The 20662-nt window shown below is 67.5% G+C and carries 15 protein-coding genes; 5 read left to right on the top strand and 10 right to left on the bottom strand.

From position 1 onward, the window contains the following. The first annotated feature begins 71 nt into the window (after positions 1-71). The 4 genes from AB8P05_RS18340 to AB8P05_RS18325 all read left to right on the top strand — a co-directional run bounded on the left by AB8P05_RS18340 (position 72) and on the right by AB8P05_RS18325 (position 5802). Entirely contained in the window at positions 72-1688 is a 1617-nt protein-coding gene (locus tag AB8P05_RS18340; RefSeq protein WP_472759686.1) for a caspase family protein, read from the top strand. A 251-nt stretch (positions 1689-1939) separates the two neighbouring features. After that, positions 1940-2749, top strand: a complete 810-nt coding sequence (locus AB8P05_RS18335) for a gluconate 2-dehydrogenase subunit 3 family protein (protein ID WP_472759685.1) — start codon at positions 1940-1942, stop codon at positions 2747-2749. Between the two features lie 3 nt (positions 2750-2752). Further along, positions 2753-4525 (top strand): GMC family oxidoreductase, encoded by a 1773-nt coding sequence (locus AB8P05_RS18330; RefSeq protein ID WP_472759684.1) that lies wholly within the window; start codon positions 2753-2755, stop codon positions 4523-4525. Between the two features lie 26 nt (positions 4526-4551). Then, positions 4552-5802 carry a cytochrome c gene (locus AB8P05_RS18325; RefSeq protein WP_472759683.1) on the top strand — a complete coding sequence of 417 codons (1251 nt, stop codon included), beginning with the start codon at positions 4552-4554 and terminating at the stop codon, positions 5800-5802. A gap of 55 nt (positions 5803-5857) precedes the next feature. Here AB8P05_RS18325 and AB8P05_RS18320 read toward each other — a convergent pair whose 3' ends face one another. From AB8P05_RS18320 to AB8P05_RS18275, 10 genes are all read right to left on the bottom strand, one after another. After that, positions 5858-8863 carry a hypothetical protein gene (locus AB8P05_RS18320; RefSeq protein WP_472759682.1) on the bottom strand — a complete coding sequence of 1002 codons (3006 nt, stop codon included), beginning with the start codon at positions 8861-8863 and terminating at the stop codon, positions 5858-5860. 399 nt (positions 8864-9262) lie between these two features. Then, a complete protein-coding gene (locus AB8P05_RS18315) occupies positions 9263-9508 on the bottom strand; it encodes a hypothetical protein (RefSeq protein WP_455173852.1) in 246 nt (81 codons plus the stop codon). A 46-nt stretch (positions 9509-9554) separates the two neighbouring features. Then, the gene (gap, locus tag AB8P05_RS18310) at positions 9555-10562 is read right to left on the bottom strand and encodes a type I glyceraldehyde-3-phosphate dehydrogenase (RefSeq protein WP_472759681.1); all 1008 of its coding nucleotides are present in this window, start codon (positions 10560-10562) and stop codon (positions 9555-9557) included. A gap of 116 nt (positions 10563-10678) precedes the next feature. Then, positions 10679-11431, bottom strand: a complete 753-nt coding sequence (gene pgk, locus AB8P05_RS18305) for a phosphoglycerate kinase (RefSeq protein WP_472759680.1) — start codon at positions 11429-11431, stop codon at positions 10679-10681. Positions 11432-11472: 41 nt separating this feature from the next. Then, positions 11473-12426, bottom strand: a complete 954-nt coding sequence (locus AB8P05_RS18300; RefSeq protein ID WP_472759679.1) for a DMT family transporter — start codon at positions 12424-12426, stop codon at positions 11473-11475. A gap of 62 nt (positions 12427-12488) precedes the next feature. After that, a complete protein-coding gene (locus AB8P05_RS18295) occupies positions 12489-13715 on the bottom strand; it encodes an acetate/propionate family kinase (RefSeq protein ID WP_472759678.1) in 1227 nt (408 codons plus the stop codon). A 12-nt stretch (positions 13716-13727) separates the two neighbouring features. After that, positions 13728-15170, bottom strand: a complete 1443-nt coding sequence (locus AB8P05_RS18290) for a bifunctional enoyl-CoA hydratase/phosphate acetyltransferase (protein ID WP_472759677.1) — start codon at positions 15168-15170, stop codon at positions 13728-13730. Positions 15171-15589: 419 nt separating this feature from the next. Then, a complete protein-coding gene (gene eno, locus AB8P05_RS18285; RefSeq protein WP_472759676.1) occupies positions 15590-16867 on the bottom strand; it encodes a phosphopyruvate hydratase in 1278 nt (425 codons plus the stop codon). Between the two features lie 203 nt (positions 16868-17070). Further along, complete coding sequence (locus AB8P05_RS18280; RefSeq protein WP_472759675.1) at positions 17071-17952, bottom strand: formate/nitrite transporter family protein; 882 nt, start codon at positions 17950-17952, stop codon at positions 17071-17073. 295 nt (positions 17953-18247) lie between these two features. Next, complete coding sequence (locus tag AB8P05_RS18275) at positions 18248-19114, bottom strand: DMT family transporter (RefSeq protein ID WP_472759674.1); 867 nt, start codon at positions 19112-19114, stop codon at positions 18248-18250. Positions 19115-19236: 122 nt separating this feature from the next. Here AB8P05_RS18275 and AB8P05_RS18270 point away from each other — a divergent pair, with 122 nt between their 5' ends. Continuing rightward, complete coding sequence (locus tag AB8P05_RS18270; RefSeq protein ID WP_472759673.1) at positions 19237-20640, top strand: aminotransferase-like domain-containing protein; 1404 nt, start codon at positions 19237-19239, stop codon at positions 20638-20640. The last annotated feature ends 22 nt before the right edge of the window (positions 20641-20662 follow it).

The raw sequence follows: 20662 nt of genomic DNA, 5'->3' as shown, positions 1-20662 counted from the left end.
CCGGCCTTGCATGCGCAAGCGTTGCCTGGGCAGAGTGGGCGGAACGCCCCCCGACCCGAAGGAAACCGGCTTTGAGCATTCTGGGACGCACCCTTGCGCTGGCCCTGACGCTGTTTGTCTTTGCGGGTGGGCCGGGATGGGCTGCGGGACCGGAGCGGCGGGTGGCGCTGATCCTGGGCAACAGCGCCTATCGGCATGCGCCGTCGCTTCCCAACCCGGCCAATGACGCCAGGGCGATGGCCGATTCCCTGCGCGCCGCCGGGTTCGAGCTGGTCGGCGGGGCGCCGCAGATCGACCTGGACCGGGCGGGAACCGAGCGGGCGATCCGCAGCTTCGGCGCCAAGCTGGCCGGGGCGGATGTCGGGCTGTTCTTCTATGCCGGGCACGGCATGCAGGCGCGCGGCACCAACTATCTGCTGCCGGTCTCCGCCAATCTGGAGAAGGAGTCGGACGTCCGCTATGAGTTGATCGACATCGCCATGGTGCTGGACGAGATGGCGCTGGCGGAAAGCCGGATGAACATCGTCATCCTCGATGCCTGCCGCAACAATCCCTTCGGCGGCCGCGGCCTGCGTGCGGCTTCGCCGGGACTGGCGCAGATGCAGGCGCCGGCCGGCACGATAATCGCCTATGCGACCCAGCCGGGTGCGGTGGCAGCCGACGGCGCCGGCTCCAACAGTCCCTATACCGAAGCGCTGTCGAAGGCCCTGCTGAAGCCGGGTGAAACCGTGTTCGACGTCTTCAACGATGTCGGCATCACGGTGAAGCGCAACACAGGCGGCGTCCAGCAGCCCTGGGTTTCGGCATCCCCCATCGAAGGGCGGTTCTATTTCCTTGGACCGACGACAGTGGTGACGCAGCCTCCGCCCGAAGCGCCCCCTGCAGCGGGGGCCGACAAAGAGACCCTGTTCTGGGACAGCATCAAGGGCAGCTCCAACCGCGGGCTGTTCGAAGCCTATCTGAAGCAGTTCCCGCAGGGCACCTTCACGCCGATCGCCGAGGCGCGGATCGCGGAGCTTGGCGGGACGGCGGAACGGGCGCCGGTGTCGGTCGCCGCGCTTGCCGCCCCGCCGGTTCCCGGTCCGGCTTCTATGGCTGCCCCGGCCCCGGCCACCCGGCCGCTCGACGTCGAGGCGATCCCCTATCTCAGCGCCAAGTCGCGGGCGGCGCTGGCCATGTATCCCGGCCTGTCGTCGCCCAAGGCGCTGGCGATCTCGACCAAGGGCAACTACGCCTATTTTTCCAACAAGTCGAACAGCCGGACCGCTGAGGACGTCAAGCGCGGCGCCCTGCAATATTGCCAGTATAGGGCGGAGGAGCCCTGCACCCTTTACGCCGTCGATGACGGCGTGGTGATGGACGGCAAGCGCTTCGTCCCGATGCCGGTGGAGATCCTGGGCTCCGGCCCCTTCGATCCGGCGCGCGTCCCCTTCGTCAGCGAACACACGCGCAAGGTCGGCATGGTCAACTACCAGCGCAACCCGGGGCACAAGGCGCTGGCGCTGACGCTGACCGGCCGCTGGGCGTCGGTATGGGACCGCGACAGCGAAGAGGATGCCAGCACGGCGGCGGTGGAGAAGTGTGAGCAGGCCGGCGGCAAGGAGGAGTGCATGCTCTACGCCGTCAACGACGAGATCGTGCTGGACGAACCGCCGGAGGACGAGACGGCCGAAGACGAGGAGGAGTGATCCGCCGCCGCCCGGCTCCATCGGGGGCGGGCACTGCCGAAGGGTTACTGCCGGGGCGGCATACCACCGGCGAGGGTCGCGAACGCGCCCGCCGCATCGGCCGTTTGTGCCGGGTTTTCACCCGATGATGGCGGCGCGTGCCCGCCGGGGCGGGTGTATGTCTTTCGATCATTGGAAATTTTCGTTCCACCGCTGATCTGTTTTGCAGCGCAGCAGGCGGCGGTCGCGACGAATCCCAGGATGATCCAGACATGATCCCAGGCAAGAAATCCGGCGGACGGCAAGGCAGTCCCCCCGGCAAGCCCAACGCGGCAAGCCCGTTCCACACCAGCCGCCGCCGTTTCCTCGCGACCACCGCGATGGGGCTGGTGGCGCTGTCGGCGTCCGGCGCCAGTGCGAAAATCCTGTTCGGCACCGGGCTGCCCTGGGATTCCGGTTCCATCGAACCGCCCCGGCAGGTCCTGCCCGGTCCCTGGACCTTCTTCACCCCGCGCGAGGGCGAGATGGTGGAGGCCATCGTGGAGCGGCTGATCCCCGCCGACGACCTCAGCGTCAGCGGCAAGGATGCCGGCTGCGCCGTGTTCATCGACCGGCAGCTGTCCGGCCATTACGGCAGCTCCGAACGGCTCTACATGAAGGGGCCGTTCCAGCCCGGCCTGCCGACCCAGGGCGACCAGAGCGACCTGACCCCGGCGGCGAAGTACCGCCAGGGGCTGAAGGCGCTGGATGCCCATTGCCGGCAGGCCATGGGCGGCAAGAGCTTCACCGACCTGTCGCCGGAGGAGAAGGACCGGCTTCTGACGGCGATGGAGAAGGATGAGGTCAAGTTCGACGGACCGGTCGGCTCCGGCAGCTTCTTCAGCCTCGTCCTGCAGAACACCATGGAGGGCTTCTTCGCCGACCCGATCTATGGCGGCAACCGCGACATGGTCAGCTGGAAGATGATCGGCTTTCCCGGCACCCGCTACGATTTCCGCGATCATGTGCTGAAGCACAATCAGAAATACACGCTGCCGCCGGTGTCCATCGGCGGACGCGGCGACTGGGCCAGGAAAGGCTGAGGAATGGCGCGCAAACTTCCCCACAAGGATGTGGTGGTCATCGGCCTCGGCTGGACCGGTTCGATCATCGCGAACGAGCTGTGCGACGAAGGGCTGGACGTGGTGGCGCTGGAACGCGGCCCCTGGCGCGACACCGCCACCGACTTCAACATCGGCTACGCCCCCGACGAGCTGCGCTACAACTCCCGGCAGGAGCTGATGCTCCGGCCGGCGCAGACGGCGGTCACCGCCCGCAATAACGCCGACCAGACGGCGCTGCCGATGCGGCAGTACGGCTCCTTCCATCCCGGCAACGGCGTCGGTGGGGCCGGCGTGCATTGGGCCGGCATCACCTGGCGCTTCTCGCCCTATGATTTCCGGCTGCGGTCTCATTATACCGAGCGTTATGGCGCCGAAAGCATACCGGAGGACATGACGATCCAGGATTGGGGCCTGACCTATGAGGAGATGGAGCCCTATTACGACAGGTTCGAATATCTGGCGGGCGTGTCGGGCAAGGCCGGGAACCTGAACGGCCAGATCCAGGAAGGCGGCAATCCCTTTGAAGGCGCACGCAAGCGCGAGTTTCCCAACCCGCCGATGATGCAGACCTTCGGCCCCACCCTGTTCGCGGAGACGGCGGCGAAGATGGGCTACAAGCCCTTCCCGATCCCGTCGGCCCTGCTGTCGCGCACCTACACCAACCCGCTGGGCGTGACGATGGGGCAATGCACCTTCTGCGGCTTCTGCACCAATTACGGCTGCGCCAACTATTCCAAGGCCAGCGCGCAGACGACGGTGCTTCCGGTGCTGATGCGCAAGCCGAACTTCGAACTTCGCACCCTGTGCGAGGTCCTGAAGGTCAATCTGGATTCCACCGGCAGGAAGGCGACCGGCGTCACCTATGTCGACACGTCGGGGGACGAGTTCGAGCAGCCGGCGGATCTGGTCATCCTCTGCGCCTTCATGCTGGACAATGTGCGGCTGATGCTGCTGTCCGGCATCGGCACGCCATACGACCACCGGAGCGGCAAGGGTGTGGTGGGCCGGAACTTCTGCTACCAGATGGCCAATCAGGTCGTCGGCTTCTTCGATCCCGCCAAGTACAACTTCAACAACTTCATCGGCGGCGGCGCCACCGGCATGGCGATCGACGAGCTGAACAACGACAATTTCGACCATGGGCCGCTGGGCTTCCTCGGCGGCGGCAGCACGCGCTGCGCGCCCATCGGGGCGGAGCCGATCTCCAAGCGACCAACCCCGCCGGGCAGTCCGACCTGGGGATCGGGCTGGAAGAAGGCGATGCGCGACAGCTATCTCAGCAATCTCAGCGTCGGCTGCGAGGCCAGCAGCTATGCCAACCGCGGCAACTTCCTCGACCTCGACCCGACCTACACCGACCGGCTCGGCCGGCCGCTGATGCGCATCACCTTCGACTTCCCCGAGAATGACGTGAAGATGTCGGCCTACGTCACGAGCAAGGTGGCGGAGATCGTCCGCGCCATGGGGGCGCAGCAGATCGTGGAGAATCCGCGCACCCGGCCCTGGTCGGTGGTGCCCTACCAGTCCACCCATGTGGTCGGCGGCACGGCGATGGGGGCCGATCCGTCCACCAGCGCGGTCAATCCCTTCCTGCAGAGCTGGGACGTGCCCAACGTCTTCACGGTGGGGGCGAACGTCTTTCCGCAGAATTCCGGCTTCAACCCGACCGGGACTGTGGGGGCGCTGGCCTATCGCGCGGCGGACGCGATCCGCAACCGCTACCTGAAATCCCCCGGCCCCCTGGTGCAGGCATGAGGGGTGCAAGCATGATGGGTGCAAGCATGAGCAGGAAACGCCTCGTCATCGCTGCCGCCATGCTGGCGATGGCCGCGCTGCCCGGCGCCATCGGCCGCCCGGCGCTGGCCGACGACCAGGACTTCGCGCTGATCGAGCGCGGGCGCTACGTCGCCGTCGCCGCCGATTGCGTCGCCTGCCACAGCCTGCCCGGCGGCACGCCCTATGCCGGCGGATCGGCCTTGCAGACGCCCTTCGGCACGCTGGTCGCCCCCAACATCACGCCGGACCGCGAGACCGGGATCGGCAACTGGACGGAGGAGGACCTGCGCCGCACCCTGCGCGAAGGCATCGGGCGCGGCGGCAAGCGGCTCTACCCTGCCATGCCCTATCCCGCCTACACGCGGATGACCGACGACGACATCCGCGCGCTGTGGGCCTATCTGCGCACGCTGGAGCCGGTCAGCAACGCGGTCGAGGCCAACCAGCTGCCCTTTCCCTTCAACATCCGGCTGCTGATGGCGGGCTGGAACCTGCTGAACTTCGAACCGGAGAGCTTCAAGCCCGACCCGGACAAGTCGCCGGAATGGAACCGCGGCGCCTATCTGGTGCAGGCGCTGGGCCATTGCGGCACCTGCCACACGCCCAAGACCATGCTGGGGGCGGACGACACCGACCGGGCGCTGCAGGGCGCCAACCTCCAGGGCTGGTACGCGCCGGCGATCACCGCCGACTCCCGGCAGGGCATCGGCGACTGGACGGCGGACCAGCTGGCGGCCTACCTGAAGACCGGCGCCAATCACCAGACGCTGGCCTCCGGCCCGATGGCGGAGGCGGTCCAGAACTCCACCTCGAAGATGACGGAGGCCGACCTGAAGGCCATCGCCGCCTATCTGCTGGACGGGAAGCCGCCGGAAAGCAAGGCGGTCGCGGCGCTGCCCGCCGATGATGCGCGGATGAGGACGGGCGAGGCCGTCTATGCCGACACCTGCATGGCCTGCCATGGCGGCGACGGCAAGGGCCAGACCTTCCTGTTCCCGACGCTGGCCGACAGCGGGGTGGTGCAGGCCGACGACCCGGCGACGCTGATAAGGCTGGTGCTGGACGGCTCCCGCGCGGTGGCGACCGACGACCGGCCGACCGGCCCGGCGATGCCGCCGCTGGGCTGGCGGCTGGACGACGCGCAGGTGGCGGCGGTCGTCACCTACATCCGCAACAGCTGGAGCAACGCGGCCCCGCCGGTCGGCGCCGACGAGGTGGCCAAGATGCGCAGGACGCTGGCGGAGGCCACTCACTGAGTCCCGGCCCGAGGCGCGGCCACCGTCGATGGCGGCCGCGTCCATCCCGATGCTGCTATTCCTCGGAGTTTTCCTTCTTGTCGTCCTGCGCACCGCAGGGCGTCGACCGGATCGCCTCGTCGCAAAGCACCTTCAGCAGGCTTTTCAGGTCGTGCTGTCCGGGCTGAACGACCTTGCAGGGACCGGCCGCCCTGTTCAGGATCATGGTCATGATTTCGAATCCCAGAGAGCGGTAGCTTTCGAACTGGGCCTCGTCGAACCACTGGTCGGATGTCGGTTCATGCGGGAAGTCGGGATGGGCCTTGGCATAGGCCTTGACGCCCGCGCTTTCGTTGCAGTTATGGAAACTGGCCTTGACGTACAGGATGATGCCGCACTCGGCCTCTTTGCCGTCCACGGCCGGATAATCGATGATGCCGATGGAGTGGTAGGGCGTGTCGGGCAGCGACACCTCCGGCTCGGCCGGCCGCGGTTTCAGGTCCTGCAGCCGGATGAAGCGGATGGGAATGCCGAAGTCGATTTCCACCTTGCGCACGGCGTTGCCCAGATCCTCGAAGGCGAACTCCGCGTCGCAACCGGCGTCGCTCACCACGATGTAGCGGCAACGGCGGCGGACCATTTCATAAAGCCCGAGATTCTCGAAATGTCCGCCGTCGGACAGGTTGACGTAGGAAAGCGCTTCGGTGGTCAGGCCGAACGCCTCGTTTATGATCGGTCCCGCGGCATAGGGAGGTCCGCTCTGTTCCCAGGTGCCAGCCCCGCTCTCGCCGGGATTGCCAAGCCACCAGCCGAGCCGGACGTTCAGCAACGTCAGCAGGAGCGACACGACGGGCGAGGAGTGATAGCCCATGTTCGGGTTCACCGCCGCGCCGGAGATGGCCATGGCAGTGCCGAGCGTGATGCCGTTGGCTCCGCCATAGGTCCTGGAACTCTGGTAGGCGCCGAGATAAAGCGACCGGGCGACGCCGTCGGTCTTCGGCCGCGGATGCAGCCCTGCGGCGCCGGAATGGAGCGGCGACACGGTGAAGGACATCGCCTTGCGCTGTTGCCAGGCGAGTTCCCGGCTCGACACCATGTTGAGGGTCAGGTTCAGGATATGGAAGGGGCGCCAGTCGTCGCCCTTGTGCCGCGTGGCGCCGGTCTCCCACAGCTTGGACATGTGGATGTTGTCGTCCATGTCGAAACCGGTGAAGCGGTCGGGCTTCCGGCCGGGGTGCGACGGCCCCAGGAAGGCGCGGACCAGCCGGTTGCGATAGAGGCCATGCAGCGAGAAGCGGTTGATGTTCACGTACCGGGACGCGAACCAGGCGACGGCCACAAGGATGACGGCCAGGATGACGAGATGCAGGATTGCGCCGGGATAGGACGTCACGCTGCAGCAAGGGTCCGCTTCAACCGGTGCCACGCGGAGAAACACGAACCAATCCAGCGGAAATCCGATAAGCGGAGCATTCAGTGCGACCCAATCGGTCCAGGCGGAACCGAGCACCACGAGGAAGCCGAAGAAAAGCGCAGCCGCCACCATCGCCAAGGCGCTGTAGATCTTCCCCGTCAGGCTCTTCGCCGCCCCTTTGGCCGGTGTGCGCCTGCTCGCTCCGGCCAGCCAGCCGACCACGGTGCTGATCGCCGCCCCGACCGCCGACAGTTCGATCGGCATGCTCCAGTCCGCCTGTGCCAGCGCCAGGGCGAACGACCCCAGGATGATGAGCGCGGTGCCCAGAATCCAGAAGACGGACAGGGCGATGAACCATCCCGCCGATCGTGCGAACCACTCCCGCTGCTCGTCGGTGCGCGTTTCGCTGCTGGTCAGCGCGATATAGACGGACTCGGCCGCCATCTGCGACATCAGGAACCAGGGCAGGCCGAACAGCACGAGCAGGATTTGCTGCTGCGGATCCGGCCGGTTCGACACCGGATCGAATGCGGGTGCCAGAACATTCGCCCCGAAGCCGATGAAGGCGCCGTAGCAGGCGCCCGCCACCAGCCATCCCCAGGATTTCAGGTTGCGGAGGTCGCCGATCCTTGGCCACGCCTCTGCATACTGGCCCGATCTCGAACGTCCATACAGACGGGCGGCGCCGAAGATGGCGATCCCGACCGCTGCGCCCAGGACGACGGGGAACTGCGGATCGACCGATGCCGAGCAGCAGTCCGCCGGCAGAATTCTGGCGAGGTACCTGCTGTCCAGAATTGCCGTCCAAAGCAATCCCGCTGAAAGCGCCGGCAAGAGGCTGCGACGGATGAACTGCTTTTGCGAGAAGCTCTCGTCCGTCCTCCTGTCGCCTTCAGCCGCATGGTTGAAATGCAGGCGCTGCGACAGGGAAAGGGCATATGCGGCGAGAATTGCCGTCAGCAGGCCGATGCCCCAGGTCCAGCCCCGGCCGAACCACGGCTGACCTGAGCCGCCGACCGTGGCGGGTGCCGTCACGCCGACGACAAGGAGCTTCACGAACACGATGCTCAGCAGGAACAGCGGCAGCAGCAGCGTCCAGTTCAGCAGCAGGTTCCGCACCATCATCGCCGCCGCCGCCCAGCTGTCGGCCGACAGCAGCCCGACCTTCGGCGTCAGATAATTGCTGTAGCGTCGCAAGTCGTTGATCTGGGGCGGTTCGACGCCGCCGATTGCACCGTCCCGGCTGTGCAGGGCAGGCAACACCTTGTTGAAACCATCGCGCGTCAGCCACGCGGAAAGCCAGCTGCCGATGTATCCGCCGCCGGACACGGTCGAAAGATAGTCGAACTGCCCGAGAAGCGCCTGTCGGGTGTCCGGCGGCGGGACGCATGTCTTCTGGTGGCGTTCATTGCGGGACGGCCAGCTCGCCAGCGCCTGGATGATACCAAGCGCGAAGGAGGCGCTGCGGATTCCGCCGCCCGAAAGACAGAGGGCCGTCTGGTCCAGCTTTCCCAACCGGGCGCTCACCTTGCGGCCGAACTCCTTCATCTCCTGGCAGCCCGCGTGCGACGGGTTCGGCGGTTCGGGCAGGTCGGCCAACGCGTCCGCGCCGTGGATCGCCTTCGCCTCTTCACATAAAACGGCAATGGTGTTCAGAGGTTCTGCCATGCTGGTGCCCCCTCGTCTTGTACCGTCAATAAAATTCCGATTGGTTACGCAGTCTGTTCGAGCGCCCCTATCGCGGCGGTATCCCGTTTCAGGCGTCGTCCCGGGCGATGGAGGCGGCGGCACGCAAATCGGTTGCCGCCCAGCCCGGCATAAGAACATCCACCCGCAGGAATTGCTGATGGATTGTTAGGATATTCAGATAATCGAACTAATCGAAAGGAAAATCTCGCAATGAGATTTTCGGGTGAGTGAAAGTCCTCCTGTCGGAAGCCGTCGCCTCACGAAAGGGGAGGCGGCCGCGAAAGCTGCCGGCCTGCTGGAAAGGCTGGAAAAGGTGCAAAAAAGGGGGCCGGGACCGCTCCGATCGCGGTCCCGGCCCCCTTTTCCGGTCCTGTATGTTCAGCGGTCGCCCAGATCGTGTTCGATCTCGGTGACCAGCCGTTCGGCGCATTCCAGGGCGCGCCGGCGGTCCTCGTCGGTCATGCCCTGCATGGGATCGGAGTGCGCCGGGAACGACTCCGACCGGCAGAGCCGGCGGCCCGATGCGCAGACCATCACTTCGTACTGGCGGCTGTCCTCGTTGAACAGACACTCGGACTCGAAGCCCTTGGCGTCGGTTTCGGCCCACATGATCGTCTTGCTCATCGTCCGGCTCCTTTGGTCTGGGTCGGCGTTCTTGGTTCGGCGAGGCTTACTTGGCGTTCGCCATGGCGACGGCGGTGTCGGCCATGCGGTTGGAGAAGCCCCACTCGTTATCATACCACGCCATGACGCGCACGAAATTGCCGTCGATGACTTTCGTCTCCTTCAGTGCGAAGGTCGAGCTGTGCGGGTCGTGGTTGAAGTCGGAGGACACCAGCTCCTCGTCATAGGCGCCCAGCACGCCCTTCAGCGGGCCGTTGGCGGCATCCGAGATCGCCTTGGTGATCTCTTCCACCGAGGTGGCGCGCTTGGCGGTGAACTTGAAGTCGACCACCGACACGTTCGGGGTCGGAACGCGCATGGCGGTGCCGTCCAGCTTGCCCTTCAGCTCCGGCAGAACCTTGCCGACCGCCTTGGCCGCACCGGTGGAGGTCGGGATCATGTTCAGGGCCGCCGCGCGGGCGCGGTGCAGGTCCTTGTGGTTGGTGTCGACGATCCGCTGGTCACCCGTGTAGGAGTGGATCGTGGTCATGAAGCCCTTCTCGATGCCCACCAGGTTGTGGAGGACATGCGCGACCGGGGCCAGGCAGTTGGTGGTGCACGACGCGTTGGAAACGATCTTGTGCTCGGCGGTCAGCTTGTCGTGGTTGACGCCATAGACGACGGTGATGTCCTCGTCGGTGGCCGGGGCCGAGATCAGGACCTTCTGCGCGCCGGCTTCCAGATGCTTGGCGGCATCGGCGCGCTTGGTGAAGATGCCCGAGCATTCCATGGCGATCTCGACGCCGAGATCCTTCCACGGCAGCTTGGCCGGGTCACGCTCCTGCACGACCTTGATGGAGTGGCCGTTGACGATCAGGACGCCCTCGCCCGTCTCGATGGTGCCGGGGAAGCGGCCGTGGACGCTGTCGTACTTCAGCAGGTGCGCGTTGGCCTTCAGATCGGCCAGGTCGTTGATCGCCACGACCTCCACGTCCTTGCGGCCGCTCTCGTAGATGGCGCGCAGAACCAGACGGCCGATGCGGCCAAAACCGTTGATCGCTACCCGTACAGCCATGATGTGCTCCAGTCGTTCCGTTGCGGTCTCGTGCCGATTGGGGCGGAGACCCGTTTCAACCGTGAAAGGCGGGTTTCTGCCCGCCGGGGATACAATTCTTAAGCGCAGACCGGCTCCTATGCCGGGACCGCGCGGGGGGTGGCGCCGTCCAGCCAGTCCGGCAGGGCGTCGCGGCTGGTCAGCTCGCCGAAGCGGCAGTCCACCCCAGCTGCGGCCAGCGCCGCGATGGTGTCGTCGCCCGCCGCCACCGAGCGCAGGCCGGCGTCGCGGGTGCGCCGGGCGATGAACCAGGCGAGTGCGTTGGTGCCGCCGTCGAAGGGGGCGATCTCGTAGACGCCGAGCGGGCCAGTCCAGACCACCGTCCCGGCGGCCTCGACGCAGCCGGTCAGCCGTGCGACGGTCGCCGGACCGATGTCGAGGGCCATGTCCTCCGGCCCGATGGCGGCGCAGGAGACGATTCGGTCCTCCGTCCCCTCCCGCGCCTCGGTCGCCACCACCACGTCCACCGGCAGCAGCAGCTCGCAGCTGCAGGCCCTGGCCTTGTCAAGGAGCTTGCGCGCCTCGCCGATGAGGTCATGGTCGCACAGCGAGGCCCCCATGTCGGTGCCGGCCGCGGCCAGGAAGCTGTTGGCGATGCCGCCGCCGAGCGCCAGCACGTCGACCCGCGTCACCAGCCGGGCCAGCAGGTCCAGCTTGGCGGCCAAGCCGGTGCCGCCGACGATGGCGCAGACTCTGCCGGCGCAGACCCGGCCGGCGGGGGCATGGGGCGCCGGCCGCTGCGATGCGCCGCTGCTCCGTCCACCCTGGATCAGTTGCATCCGGCCGGTCAGGCGGGGAGCCGGAATGCCATGGACATCGGTCGTAACCATGATGCCTGTCCTTTCCTTGAAACGTAAATCGGTGACCCTGCTCACGCGGTCCGGACCGGACCGGCGCCCGCTTTCGCAGAAGAATCCGCCTGCGGGGCGGAACCGGCGGCACGGCGGGTCTCGCGGTACAGGATCAGCAGGCCGCTGGCGATGACGATGGCGGCGCCGACCATCACATGGGCGGCCGGCACGTCGCCCCAGACCAGCCAGCCGAGGATCGTCGCATAGATCAGGCTGGCGTAGCTGAAGGGACCGACCACCACGGCACGCGCCAGCGAATAGGCCCGCGTGCTGAAATACTGGGCGCCGCCGCCGGCGATCCCCATGCCCGCCATCAGCGTCAGCGCATGGGCGTCCGGCGTGATCCAGCCAAAGGGCAGGGCCAGCGCGCTGAGCGCCGTGGAGATGACGGTGAAGTAGAACACCGTCGTCACCGGCTTTTCCGTGCGGCCCAACTGGCGCATGGCGATCATCGCCAGGGCGTAGCAGACCGCCGCGGTCAGGGCGACGATGGCGCCGCGGTCGACCATGTCCGGACCCGGCTGCACCATGATCAGCACCCCGGCGAAACCCACCACCACCGCACCCCAGCGGAAGGCGCCGACCCTCTCGCCCAGCAGCGGGACCGACAGGGCGGTCAGGAACAGCGGCGCGGAGTAGGAGATCGCCACCGCGTTGGCGAGCGGCATCAGGTGATAGGCCCAGAACAGCAGCACCATGGAGGCGAGGCCGACGACGGCCCGCCACAGATGCCCCTGCCAATGGGTGGTGTGCAGGCAGCGCCGCCCGCCCGCCGCGACCACCATGCCGACCGCCGGCAACAGGGCGAACAGGTTGCGGAAGAAGGTGACCTCGCCCAGCGGATAGCTTTCCGCCAGGATCTTGGCCAGCGCGTTCATGACGGTCATCAGGGCCATCGCCAGCAGCATCGACAGGATGCCGAGCCGGACATTTTCCGGCGGTCTGGCGGTGGATACTGTGGGGACCTGTTCCATGATGACGTTTCCGATCTCCCTCTCCCCGGGGGAGAGGGGACTCCACTGGCAGGAGAGGGCCTTTACGCCGCCCGGCTCAGCGCGTCGGCGGAGATGACGCCCAGCGTGTGGCGGGCGATCATCCGTTCCTCGTCGGTCGGGATGATGAAGACCGGCACGCGGCTCTCCTGGGCGGAGATGCGCGTCGCCTTCGCCCGGTTGGCCGCCGGGTCGATCGACACGCCGAGCCAGCCCAGCTTCTCCGCCACCCGTGCCCGCACCAGCGTGGAGTTCTCGCCCACGCCCGCGGTGAAGACCACCGCGTCCAGCCCGCCCATCGAGCCGGCCAGCGCCGCCACCTGCTTGGCGACGTTGTGGCAGAACAGCTCCACCGCCTCGGCCGCGGCCGGCAGGTCGGAATTCTCCAGGTCGCGCATGTCGTTGGAGAGGCCCGACACGCCCAGCATGCCCGACTTGTGGTAGAGCAGCTTCTCCAGCTCGTCGGCGCCGTAGCCCTTCTCGCGCATCAGGTAGATCAGCACGCCGGGGTCGATGGCGCCCGGCCGGGTGCCCATCGGCACGCCGTCCAGAGCGGTGAAGCCCATGGTGGTGTCGACGCTGTGCCCGGCGCGCATGGCGCACAGGCTGGCGCCGCTGCCGAGATGGCAGACCACCACATGCGCATTCGCCAGTTCCGGCGCCACCTGCGGCAGACGGTGGGCGATGTACTCGTAGCTCAACCCGTGGAAGCCGTAGCGGCGGATGCCTTCCGCCGTCAGTTCGCGCGGGATGGCGAAGGTCTGCGACTGCCAGGGCTGGGTCTGGTGGAAGGCGGTGTCGAAACAGGCCACCTGCGGCAGCGACGGGTAGACCTGGGCCAGCGCCCGCATGGCGGCGATGTTGTGCGGCTCGTGCAGCGGAGCGAGCGGGATCAGCTCCTCCAACTGGTCGAGCACCGTCGGGGTGACGCGCACGGGGGCGGAGAAGCGGGTGCCGCCATGGACGACGCGATGACCGGCGGCCACCAGCGTGGCGCCCTTCAGCGTGTCGCCGATCCAGTCGAGCAGATGGTGGAGCAGCTCCGGACGGCCCGGATTCTCACCGGCGGCCCAGCTGTGGTCGGCAATCTTGTGGCGGGCGGCGTCCTTCGCCTCGAAGCGCGGCGCCGTGCCGATGCCGGAGATCTGGCCGGTGACGACCGGCTCAAGCTCCGCGGCGCTGCCGCCCTGGAAGACGGAGAACTTCAGGCTGGAGGAGCCGGCGTTGATGACGAGGCAGGCGTCGCTGCCGGATTTGGAATGTGCAGCCATGACGGAAACGTCCTATTCGGCGGCCAGCGCGAGCTTCGGCTGGCGTTGAGCGGCGGCGACCAGCGAGGCGACGGCGCAGGAAGCGAGGCGCGCCCGCACATTGTCGGCGCGGCTGGTGAGGATGACCGGCACCTTGGCGCCCAGCACGATGCCGGCGAGGTCGGCGTTGGCCAGGAAGGACAGCTGCTTGACCAGCATGTTGCCGGCCTCCAGATCGGGAGCGAGCAGGATGTCCGGCTGCCCGGCGACCGGGGAGGTGATGCCCTTGGTGCGGGCGGCCTCGGCGGAGATGGCGTTGTCGAAGGCCAGCGGGCCGTCCAGGATGCCGCCGGTGATCTGGCCGCGGTCGGCCATCTTGCAGAGTGCTGCGGCTTCCAGCGTGGTGTTGATCTTCGGGTTGATCGTCTCCACCGCCGACAGAATGGCGACGCGCGGGGTGTCGACGCCCAGCACCTTGGCGAGGTTGATGGCGTTCTGCACGATGTGGACCTTGTCCTCCAGCGTCGGGTAGATGTTGATCGCCGCGTCGGTGATCAGCAGCGTCTTGGAGTATGTGGGCACATTCATCAGGAAGACGTGGCTGATCCGGCTGGCGGTGCGCAGGCCGGTCTCCTTCTTCACCACCTCGCCCATCAGCTCGTCGGTGTGCAGGCTGCCCTTCATCACCGCTTCGGCCTCGCCGGTGCGGGCCAGCGCCACGGCGGCTGCCGCAGCGGCGCGGCTGTGGGCTGCATCGACGATGCGGTAGCGGGCGATGTCCAGCCCGTTGGCGGCCGCGACCTTGCGGATGACCGCTTCCGGCCCGACCAGGATCGGGTCGATCAGGCCGGCCTGGGCGGCCTCGACCGCACCCTGGAGGGAACTGGCATCGCAGGGATAGGCCACGGCGGTGACGACCGGCGGCAGTTCGTCGCACTTGGCGAGCAGGGCGTCGTGCTTGTCGTGGCGGATCATCTGGATCTGCGGCAGCTCATGCGCCGGGCGGACGACCTTCTGGGTCGGGGCGATCACCTCGGCGGTGCCGAGGACGACGACTTCGCCATCCTGGTTGGTGCAGACGCAGTCGAAGACGACGACGTTCTTGGCCGGGCGCTTCTCGATGACGGTCACCGTGGCGGTGACGATGTCGCCGAGCCCGACCGGGCGGCGGAACTGCAGGCTCTGGCCGGCATAGAGCGACCCGGCGCCGGGCAGATAGGTGCCGAGCACGCCGGAGATCAGCGAGCCCGACCACATGCCCGGGCCGATCACCTTCTGGAAGCGGCTGTCGGCCGCGAATTTCGGGTCGAGATGGGCCGGGTTGATGTTGCCCGACACGGTGGCGAACAGCTCCACATCCATCAGCGTCAGCTGGCGGGAAAGGCTGGCCGTCTGGCCGATCTGAATCTCGTCGAAGGTCACATTCTCGACCACGGCGCCGATGCCGTTGCCGAACGCTTCACCACTGGCACGCATTTTTTGAACACTCCGGTTGACCGGGTCGATCGAGCGGCCCGTTTTACGGTCCGACAGGGCAGCGCCTAGAAAATCGGAGACGTTCCGCTGCCGGCTTGGGCCGGCTTTCTGCGCCGCGCGGGGACTATAGATATATTAGTATATCAAATGTGCATTGCAACATAGAACCAACGGAAATCCCCGGCCTTGACACTATGCCGCAGGTACGATGTGCGGCTGGGCGGGGATCCCCCTTCCCCCGGGGAGAGAGTCGGGGGAAGGGGGCACAAGGGCGAGCAATCTCAGCGATCATGACGGCTCGCCGCCCGTCCTGGAGGTCCCTTTGGGCGCGGCCGTTCCGGTCCTTGTCGCCTCTCCGGGGGCGGGAGAAGGCGGGGCGGGGCGGCCGCAGGGCGTCGGGACTTCAGGATCTCTGGAAATCAGGCCTTCAGGATGCCGCGGCCGGCGAAGCGGGCGGCCACACCCAGCTGCTCCTCGATGCGGATCAGCTGGTTGTACTTGGCGAGGCGATCCGAACGGCTCAGCGAGCCGGTCTTGATCTGGCCGCAGTTGGTGGCGACGGCGAGGTCGGCGATGGTGCTGTCCTCGGTCTCGCCCGAGCGGTGCGACAGGACGGCGGTGTAGCCGGCCTTGTGCGCCATATCGACGGCCTCCAGCGTCTCCGACAGCGTGCCGATCTGGTTCACCTTCACCAGGATTGAGTTGGCGACACCTTGGCGGATGCCCTGGGCCAGGCGCTTCGGATTGGTAACGAACAGGTCGTCGCCGACCAGCTGCACCTTGTTGCCGATGGCGTCGGTCAGCGCCTTCCAGCCTTCCCAGTCGTCCTCGGCCATGCCGTCCTCGATGGAGATGATCGGGAAGCGGCCGACCAGATCGGACCAGTAGGCGACCATCTGCTCCGGCGACAGCGACTTGCCCTCACCGGCCAGCTCATACTTGCCGTTCTTGAAGAACTCGGTCGAGGCAGCGTCGAGCGCCAGCATGACGTCGTCGCCCGGCTTGTAGCCGGCAGCCTCGATGGCCTTCATGACGAAGCCGAGCGCCTCGTCGGTGGAGCCGATGTTGGGGGCGAAGCCGCCCTCGTCGCCGACATTGGTGTTGTGGCCGGCGTCCTTCAGCTTCTTCTTGAGGGACTGGAAGATCTCGGAACCCATGCGGATGGCGTCGGCGCCGGTCTCGGCGCCCACCGGCATGATCATGAATTCCTGGATGTCGATGGGGTTGTCGGCATGGGCGCCGCCGTTGATGATGTTCATCATCGGAACCGGCAGCAGCGAAGCGAAGGCGCCGCCGACATAGCGGTAGAGCGGCAGGCCGGCATCCTCGGCGGCGGCGCGGGCGACCGCCAGCGACACGCCCAGGATGGCGTTGGCGCCCAGCCGGCCCTTGTTCTCGGTGCCGTCGATCTCGATCATGGTCATGTCGAGCACGCGCTGGTCGGCGGCATCCATGCCGATCAGGGCCTTGGCGAGTTCGCCGTTGACCGACTGAACGGCCTTCAGCACGCCCTTGCCGCCGAAGCGGCTCTTCTCGCCGTCGCGCAGTTCGACCGCCTCATGGGCGCCGGTGGAGGCGCCCGACGGCACCGCGGCGCGGCCGAAGGCACCGGTCTCGAGGGTCACGTCGACCTCGACGGTGGGGTTGCCGCGGCTGTCCAGGATTTCGCGGGCGCGGATTTCGGTGATGGCGCTCATGGGAAGGGATGTCCCGTGTCTTGAAGGGTTGTTCGGTGGGGCAGATGGCCGATTTGACATGGCCGCGTCGATTTGGACCGTCATTCCCGCCGGGGCGGGACTCCAGGGCATGCGGAGGGAAGCCGGCGAGGCGGCCTGGATCCCCGCTTTCGCGGGGATGACGGATGGGAGAAGGGGGTGGGGGAGGGGAGGTGCGCCGCCGCTCAGCGCAGCTTGGGGCGGCGGTAGATGAACCAGTAAACCGCACCCACCATGACCGCGCCGCCGATCCAGTTGCCGATGGTGACGGCGGCCAGATTGATGAAGTAGTGGCCGACAGGGATGGACGGGGCGGAGCGGCCGAGGTCGGCCCAGAAGCTGTCCGGCGCCCCCCATTCGATCAGCAGGCCGAGCGGGACGAAGTACATGTTGGCGACGCAGTGCTCGAAGCCGGCGGCGACGAAGGCGGCGACGGGGAAGGTGATCGCGAGGATCTTGTCGCCGACGCTGCGCGCACCCAGCGCCAGCCAGACGGCGAGGCAGACCAGCACGTTGCAGAGGATGCCGAGGAAGAAGGCCTGACTTGTCGGCAGCGAGCTTTTGGCGACCGCGAAATACAGCGCCGATGCGCCGACCGCGCCGTGCCCGAAGGTGTATTGCCCCGACAGGAAGACCAGCAGCGCCGTGCCGGCGGCGCCGACGAAGTTGCCGATCCAGACCGTGGTCCACACCCGCATCATTTCGCGGGCATGCAGCCGGCCGCTGGCCCAGGCCATCACCATCAGCGCGTCGCCGGTGAACAGCTGCGCGCCGCCGACGATCACCAGGATCAGCCCCATGGAGAAGACCAGCCCGCCCAGCAGCCGGGTCAGGCCGTAGGGCAGCATGCCTTCCGCCCCCGACATGGTGACGGTGGCGAACAGGCCGCCCAGCGCGATGAAGGCGCCGGCCAGCACAGCCAGTGCGAACAGGGTGGGAGTGTCGTAATGTGCCTTCTTGACGCCGAGATTCTCGGCGGCGAGCGCGATGGCGTCGGGCATCAGTGCGTCGAGTGTCTGCGGAGTCGGCTGGCTCCAGCCCCCCACGTCCTTGTTGTCCATGTTCATCGGTCGATGTCCTCGCTGCCGCGCATCGGTGCAGGCCCGTCGGCGGGGAGGCTCCGGAACCGTGCCGGTCTTCGCTCCCGCCTTGTAGCTTTACTACATACTCCTGTCGGGGCAGACCGTGCAAGCGCGCCCCCTGGGTAATTCCGTCGCAGGGGGCGCAGGGGCGGCAGGTTGGAAAACAAGAATTTTCCAGGAAAATGCTGCGGATGCGTGCTTGGGTTGCGGCTCTGTAGTGTTGCTACATCATGCCTGGGCGGCGAGCGGGAGGCGGCGGCCGGGCGGAGATGGGCGGGCCTCACGCGAAGCGCTTGGCGCCCGCCACGCAAAGCACGACCAGACCCGTGGTCGCGATCATCGTCCAGGCGACCGGCTCGTGCAGCAGCAGGCCCGCCAGCACCAGGCCGAAGAAGGGCTGAAGCAGCTGCAGCTGCCCGACGCCCGCGATGCCGCCGAGTGCGAGGCCGCGATACCAGAAGATGAAGCCGACCAGCATGCTGAAGATCGAAACATAGGCGAGTCCGACCCAGGCCGGCCCGCCGATCCCGCTCCAGGAGTCGGGCGCCGTCGCCAGGGCGAGGATCGCCATCGCCGGCAGCGCCAGAATCAGCGCCCACGAGATGACCTGCCAGCCGCCGAGCCGGCGCGACAGCGTCGCCCCCTCCGCATAGCCGAGACCGCAAAGCAGGACGGCGGCCACCATCAGCGGATCGCCGACCAGCGAAGCGCCGCCGCCGTTGAAGAGGGCGAAGCCGGCGACCGCGGCGGCGCCCAGGCATGAGAACAGCCAGAAGGCCGGCCTCGGCCTCTCCCCGCCGCGCAGAACGCCGAAGACGGCGGTGGCGAGCGGCAGGAGGCCGATAAAGACGATCGAATGCGCCGACGTGATGTGCTGAAGCGCGAGCGCCGTCAGCAGGGGAAATCCGGCCACCACCCCGAGCGCCACCACGGCGAGCGGCCCCAGATCGCCGCGCGCCGGCTTCGCCTGCCGGAAGGCGGCCAGGATCGCCGCCCCCAGACATGCGGCGATCAGCGCGCGGGCCGAGGTGAGAAACAGCGGCGAGAAGTCCGCGACGGCAACCCGCGTCGCCGGCAGGGAGCCGCTGAAGATGACCACGCCCACGAGGCCGCTGCCCCATCCTTTCCCTTTCAGATCCCTGTCCATGACGATCCCTCGTTTTCCGGATCCCGATCCTAGGAGAGCGGGGCTGGCCCGGACAGGGACAGTGCAGTACAATTTGGCAGATCTGTATGGCTACGTCGGGCCATACGGTTGTCGGAGGTCGCATGCAGGACGAGGACGCCACCCGCACCGGCGAGGTGATGAAGGCCATCCGGACGAAGCTGTCGAGCCGTGCCCTGGTGTCCGGAGACCGGCTGCCCTCGATCCGGCGCTTCGCCGCGACCATGGGCGTTTCGCCGTCCACGGTCGTCGAGGCCTATGACCGCCTCGCCGCCGAGGGACTGATCCGTGCCCGGCGCGGGTCGGGATTCTATGTCGCCGGAACCGGCCTGCCGCCGATGACGCTTGCCGGCACGGGCGCCCGGCGCGACCGGGCCGTCGATCCCTTCTGGGTGTCGCGCCAATCGCTCGACGCCGATCCGGCGGTGCCGAAGCCCGGCTGCGGCTGGCTGCCGGCGGACTGGATGCCGACCGGCGCCCTCCGCCGTGCCATGCGGACGCTGGCGCGTAGCGGCGACGCGCTGCTCGCCGATTACGGCGGCACCCGCGGCTCGCCGGCGCTGCGCCGGCTGCTGCTCGGGCGGTTTGCCGAAGAGGGCATCGAAGCGTCGCCCGACCAGATCCTGCTGACCGCTTCGGGGACGCAGGCGATCGACCTGATCTGCCGCTTCCTGCTGGCGCCCGGCGACACCGTCCTGGTCGACGATCCCTGCTATTTCAACTTCCAGGCGCTGCTTCGGGCGCACCGGGCCAGGGTCGTCGGCGTGCCCTGCACCCCGTCCGGGCCGGATCCGGCGGCCTTCGAAGCGGTGGTCGCTGCGGAACGGCCGCGCCTCTACATCACCAACTCCGCCCTCCACAACCCCACCGGCGCAACGCTCTCGCCACAGACGGCCTTCAGAATCCTGAGCGCGGCCTCGGCGCACGACATGACGATCGTCGAGGACGACATCTTCGCCGATTTCGAGCCGGAGCCTTCGCCGCGCCTCGCCGTGCTCGACGGTCTCGACCGTGTCATACGGATCGGCAGCTTTTCCAAGACGCTGTCCGCCTCGATCCGCTGCGGCTACATCGCCGCAAGGGCGGACTGGATCGAGGGGCTGGTCGATCTCCAGGTCGCCACCAGTTTCGGCGGGCCGAGCCCGGTGGCGACCGAACTGGTCGCCGCGGTGCTTGCGGGCGGCGGATACCGCAAGCATATGGCAGAGCTGCGCCAGCGCCTTTCACGGGCCAGACAGGAGACGGCGGCCCGGCTGGAGCCGCTCGGCATCCGGCCCTGGCTCATGCCGCGCGGCGGCTTCTATCTTTGGTGCCGCCTGCCGGACGGCCTCGATTCCGCGGCGGTCGCCCGCGCGGCCCTGGAGGAAAACATCGTCCTGGCGCCCGGCAACGTGTTCAGCGTCTCGCAATCGGCCGCGGCCTTCCTGCGTTTCAACGTCGCGCAGTCGGGCGATCCCCGCGTCCTGCCGGTCCTGCGGAGGGCGATGGCGGCCGATCCCGCCGGATGAAGCCGTGCCGACGCGTGGGGAG

The organism is Azospirillum sp. VT-I1 (genome assembly GCF_055698305.1).
The sequence above is the reverse complement of the archived record's forward strand: the minus strand, read 5'-3'. Positions and strand labels throughout refer to the sequence as shown.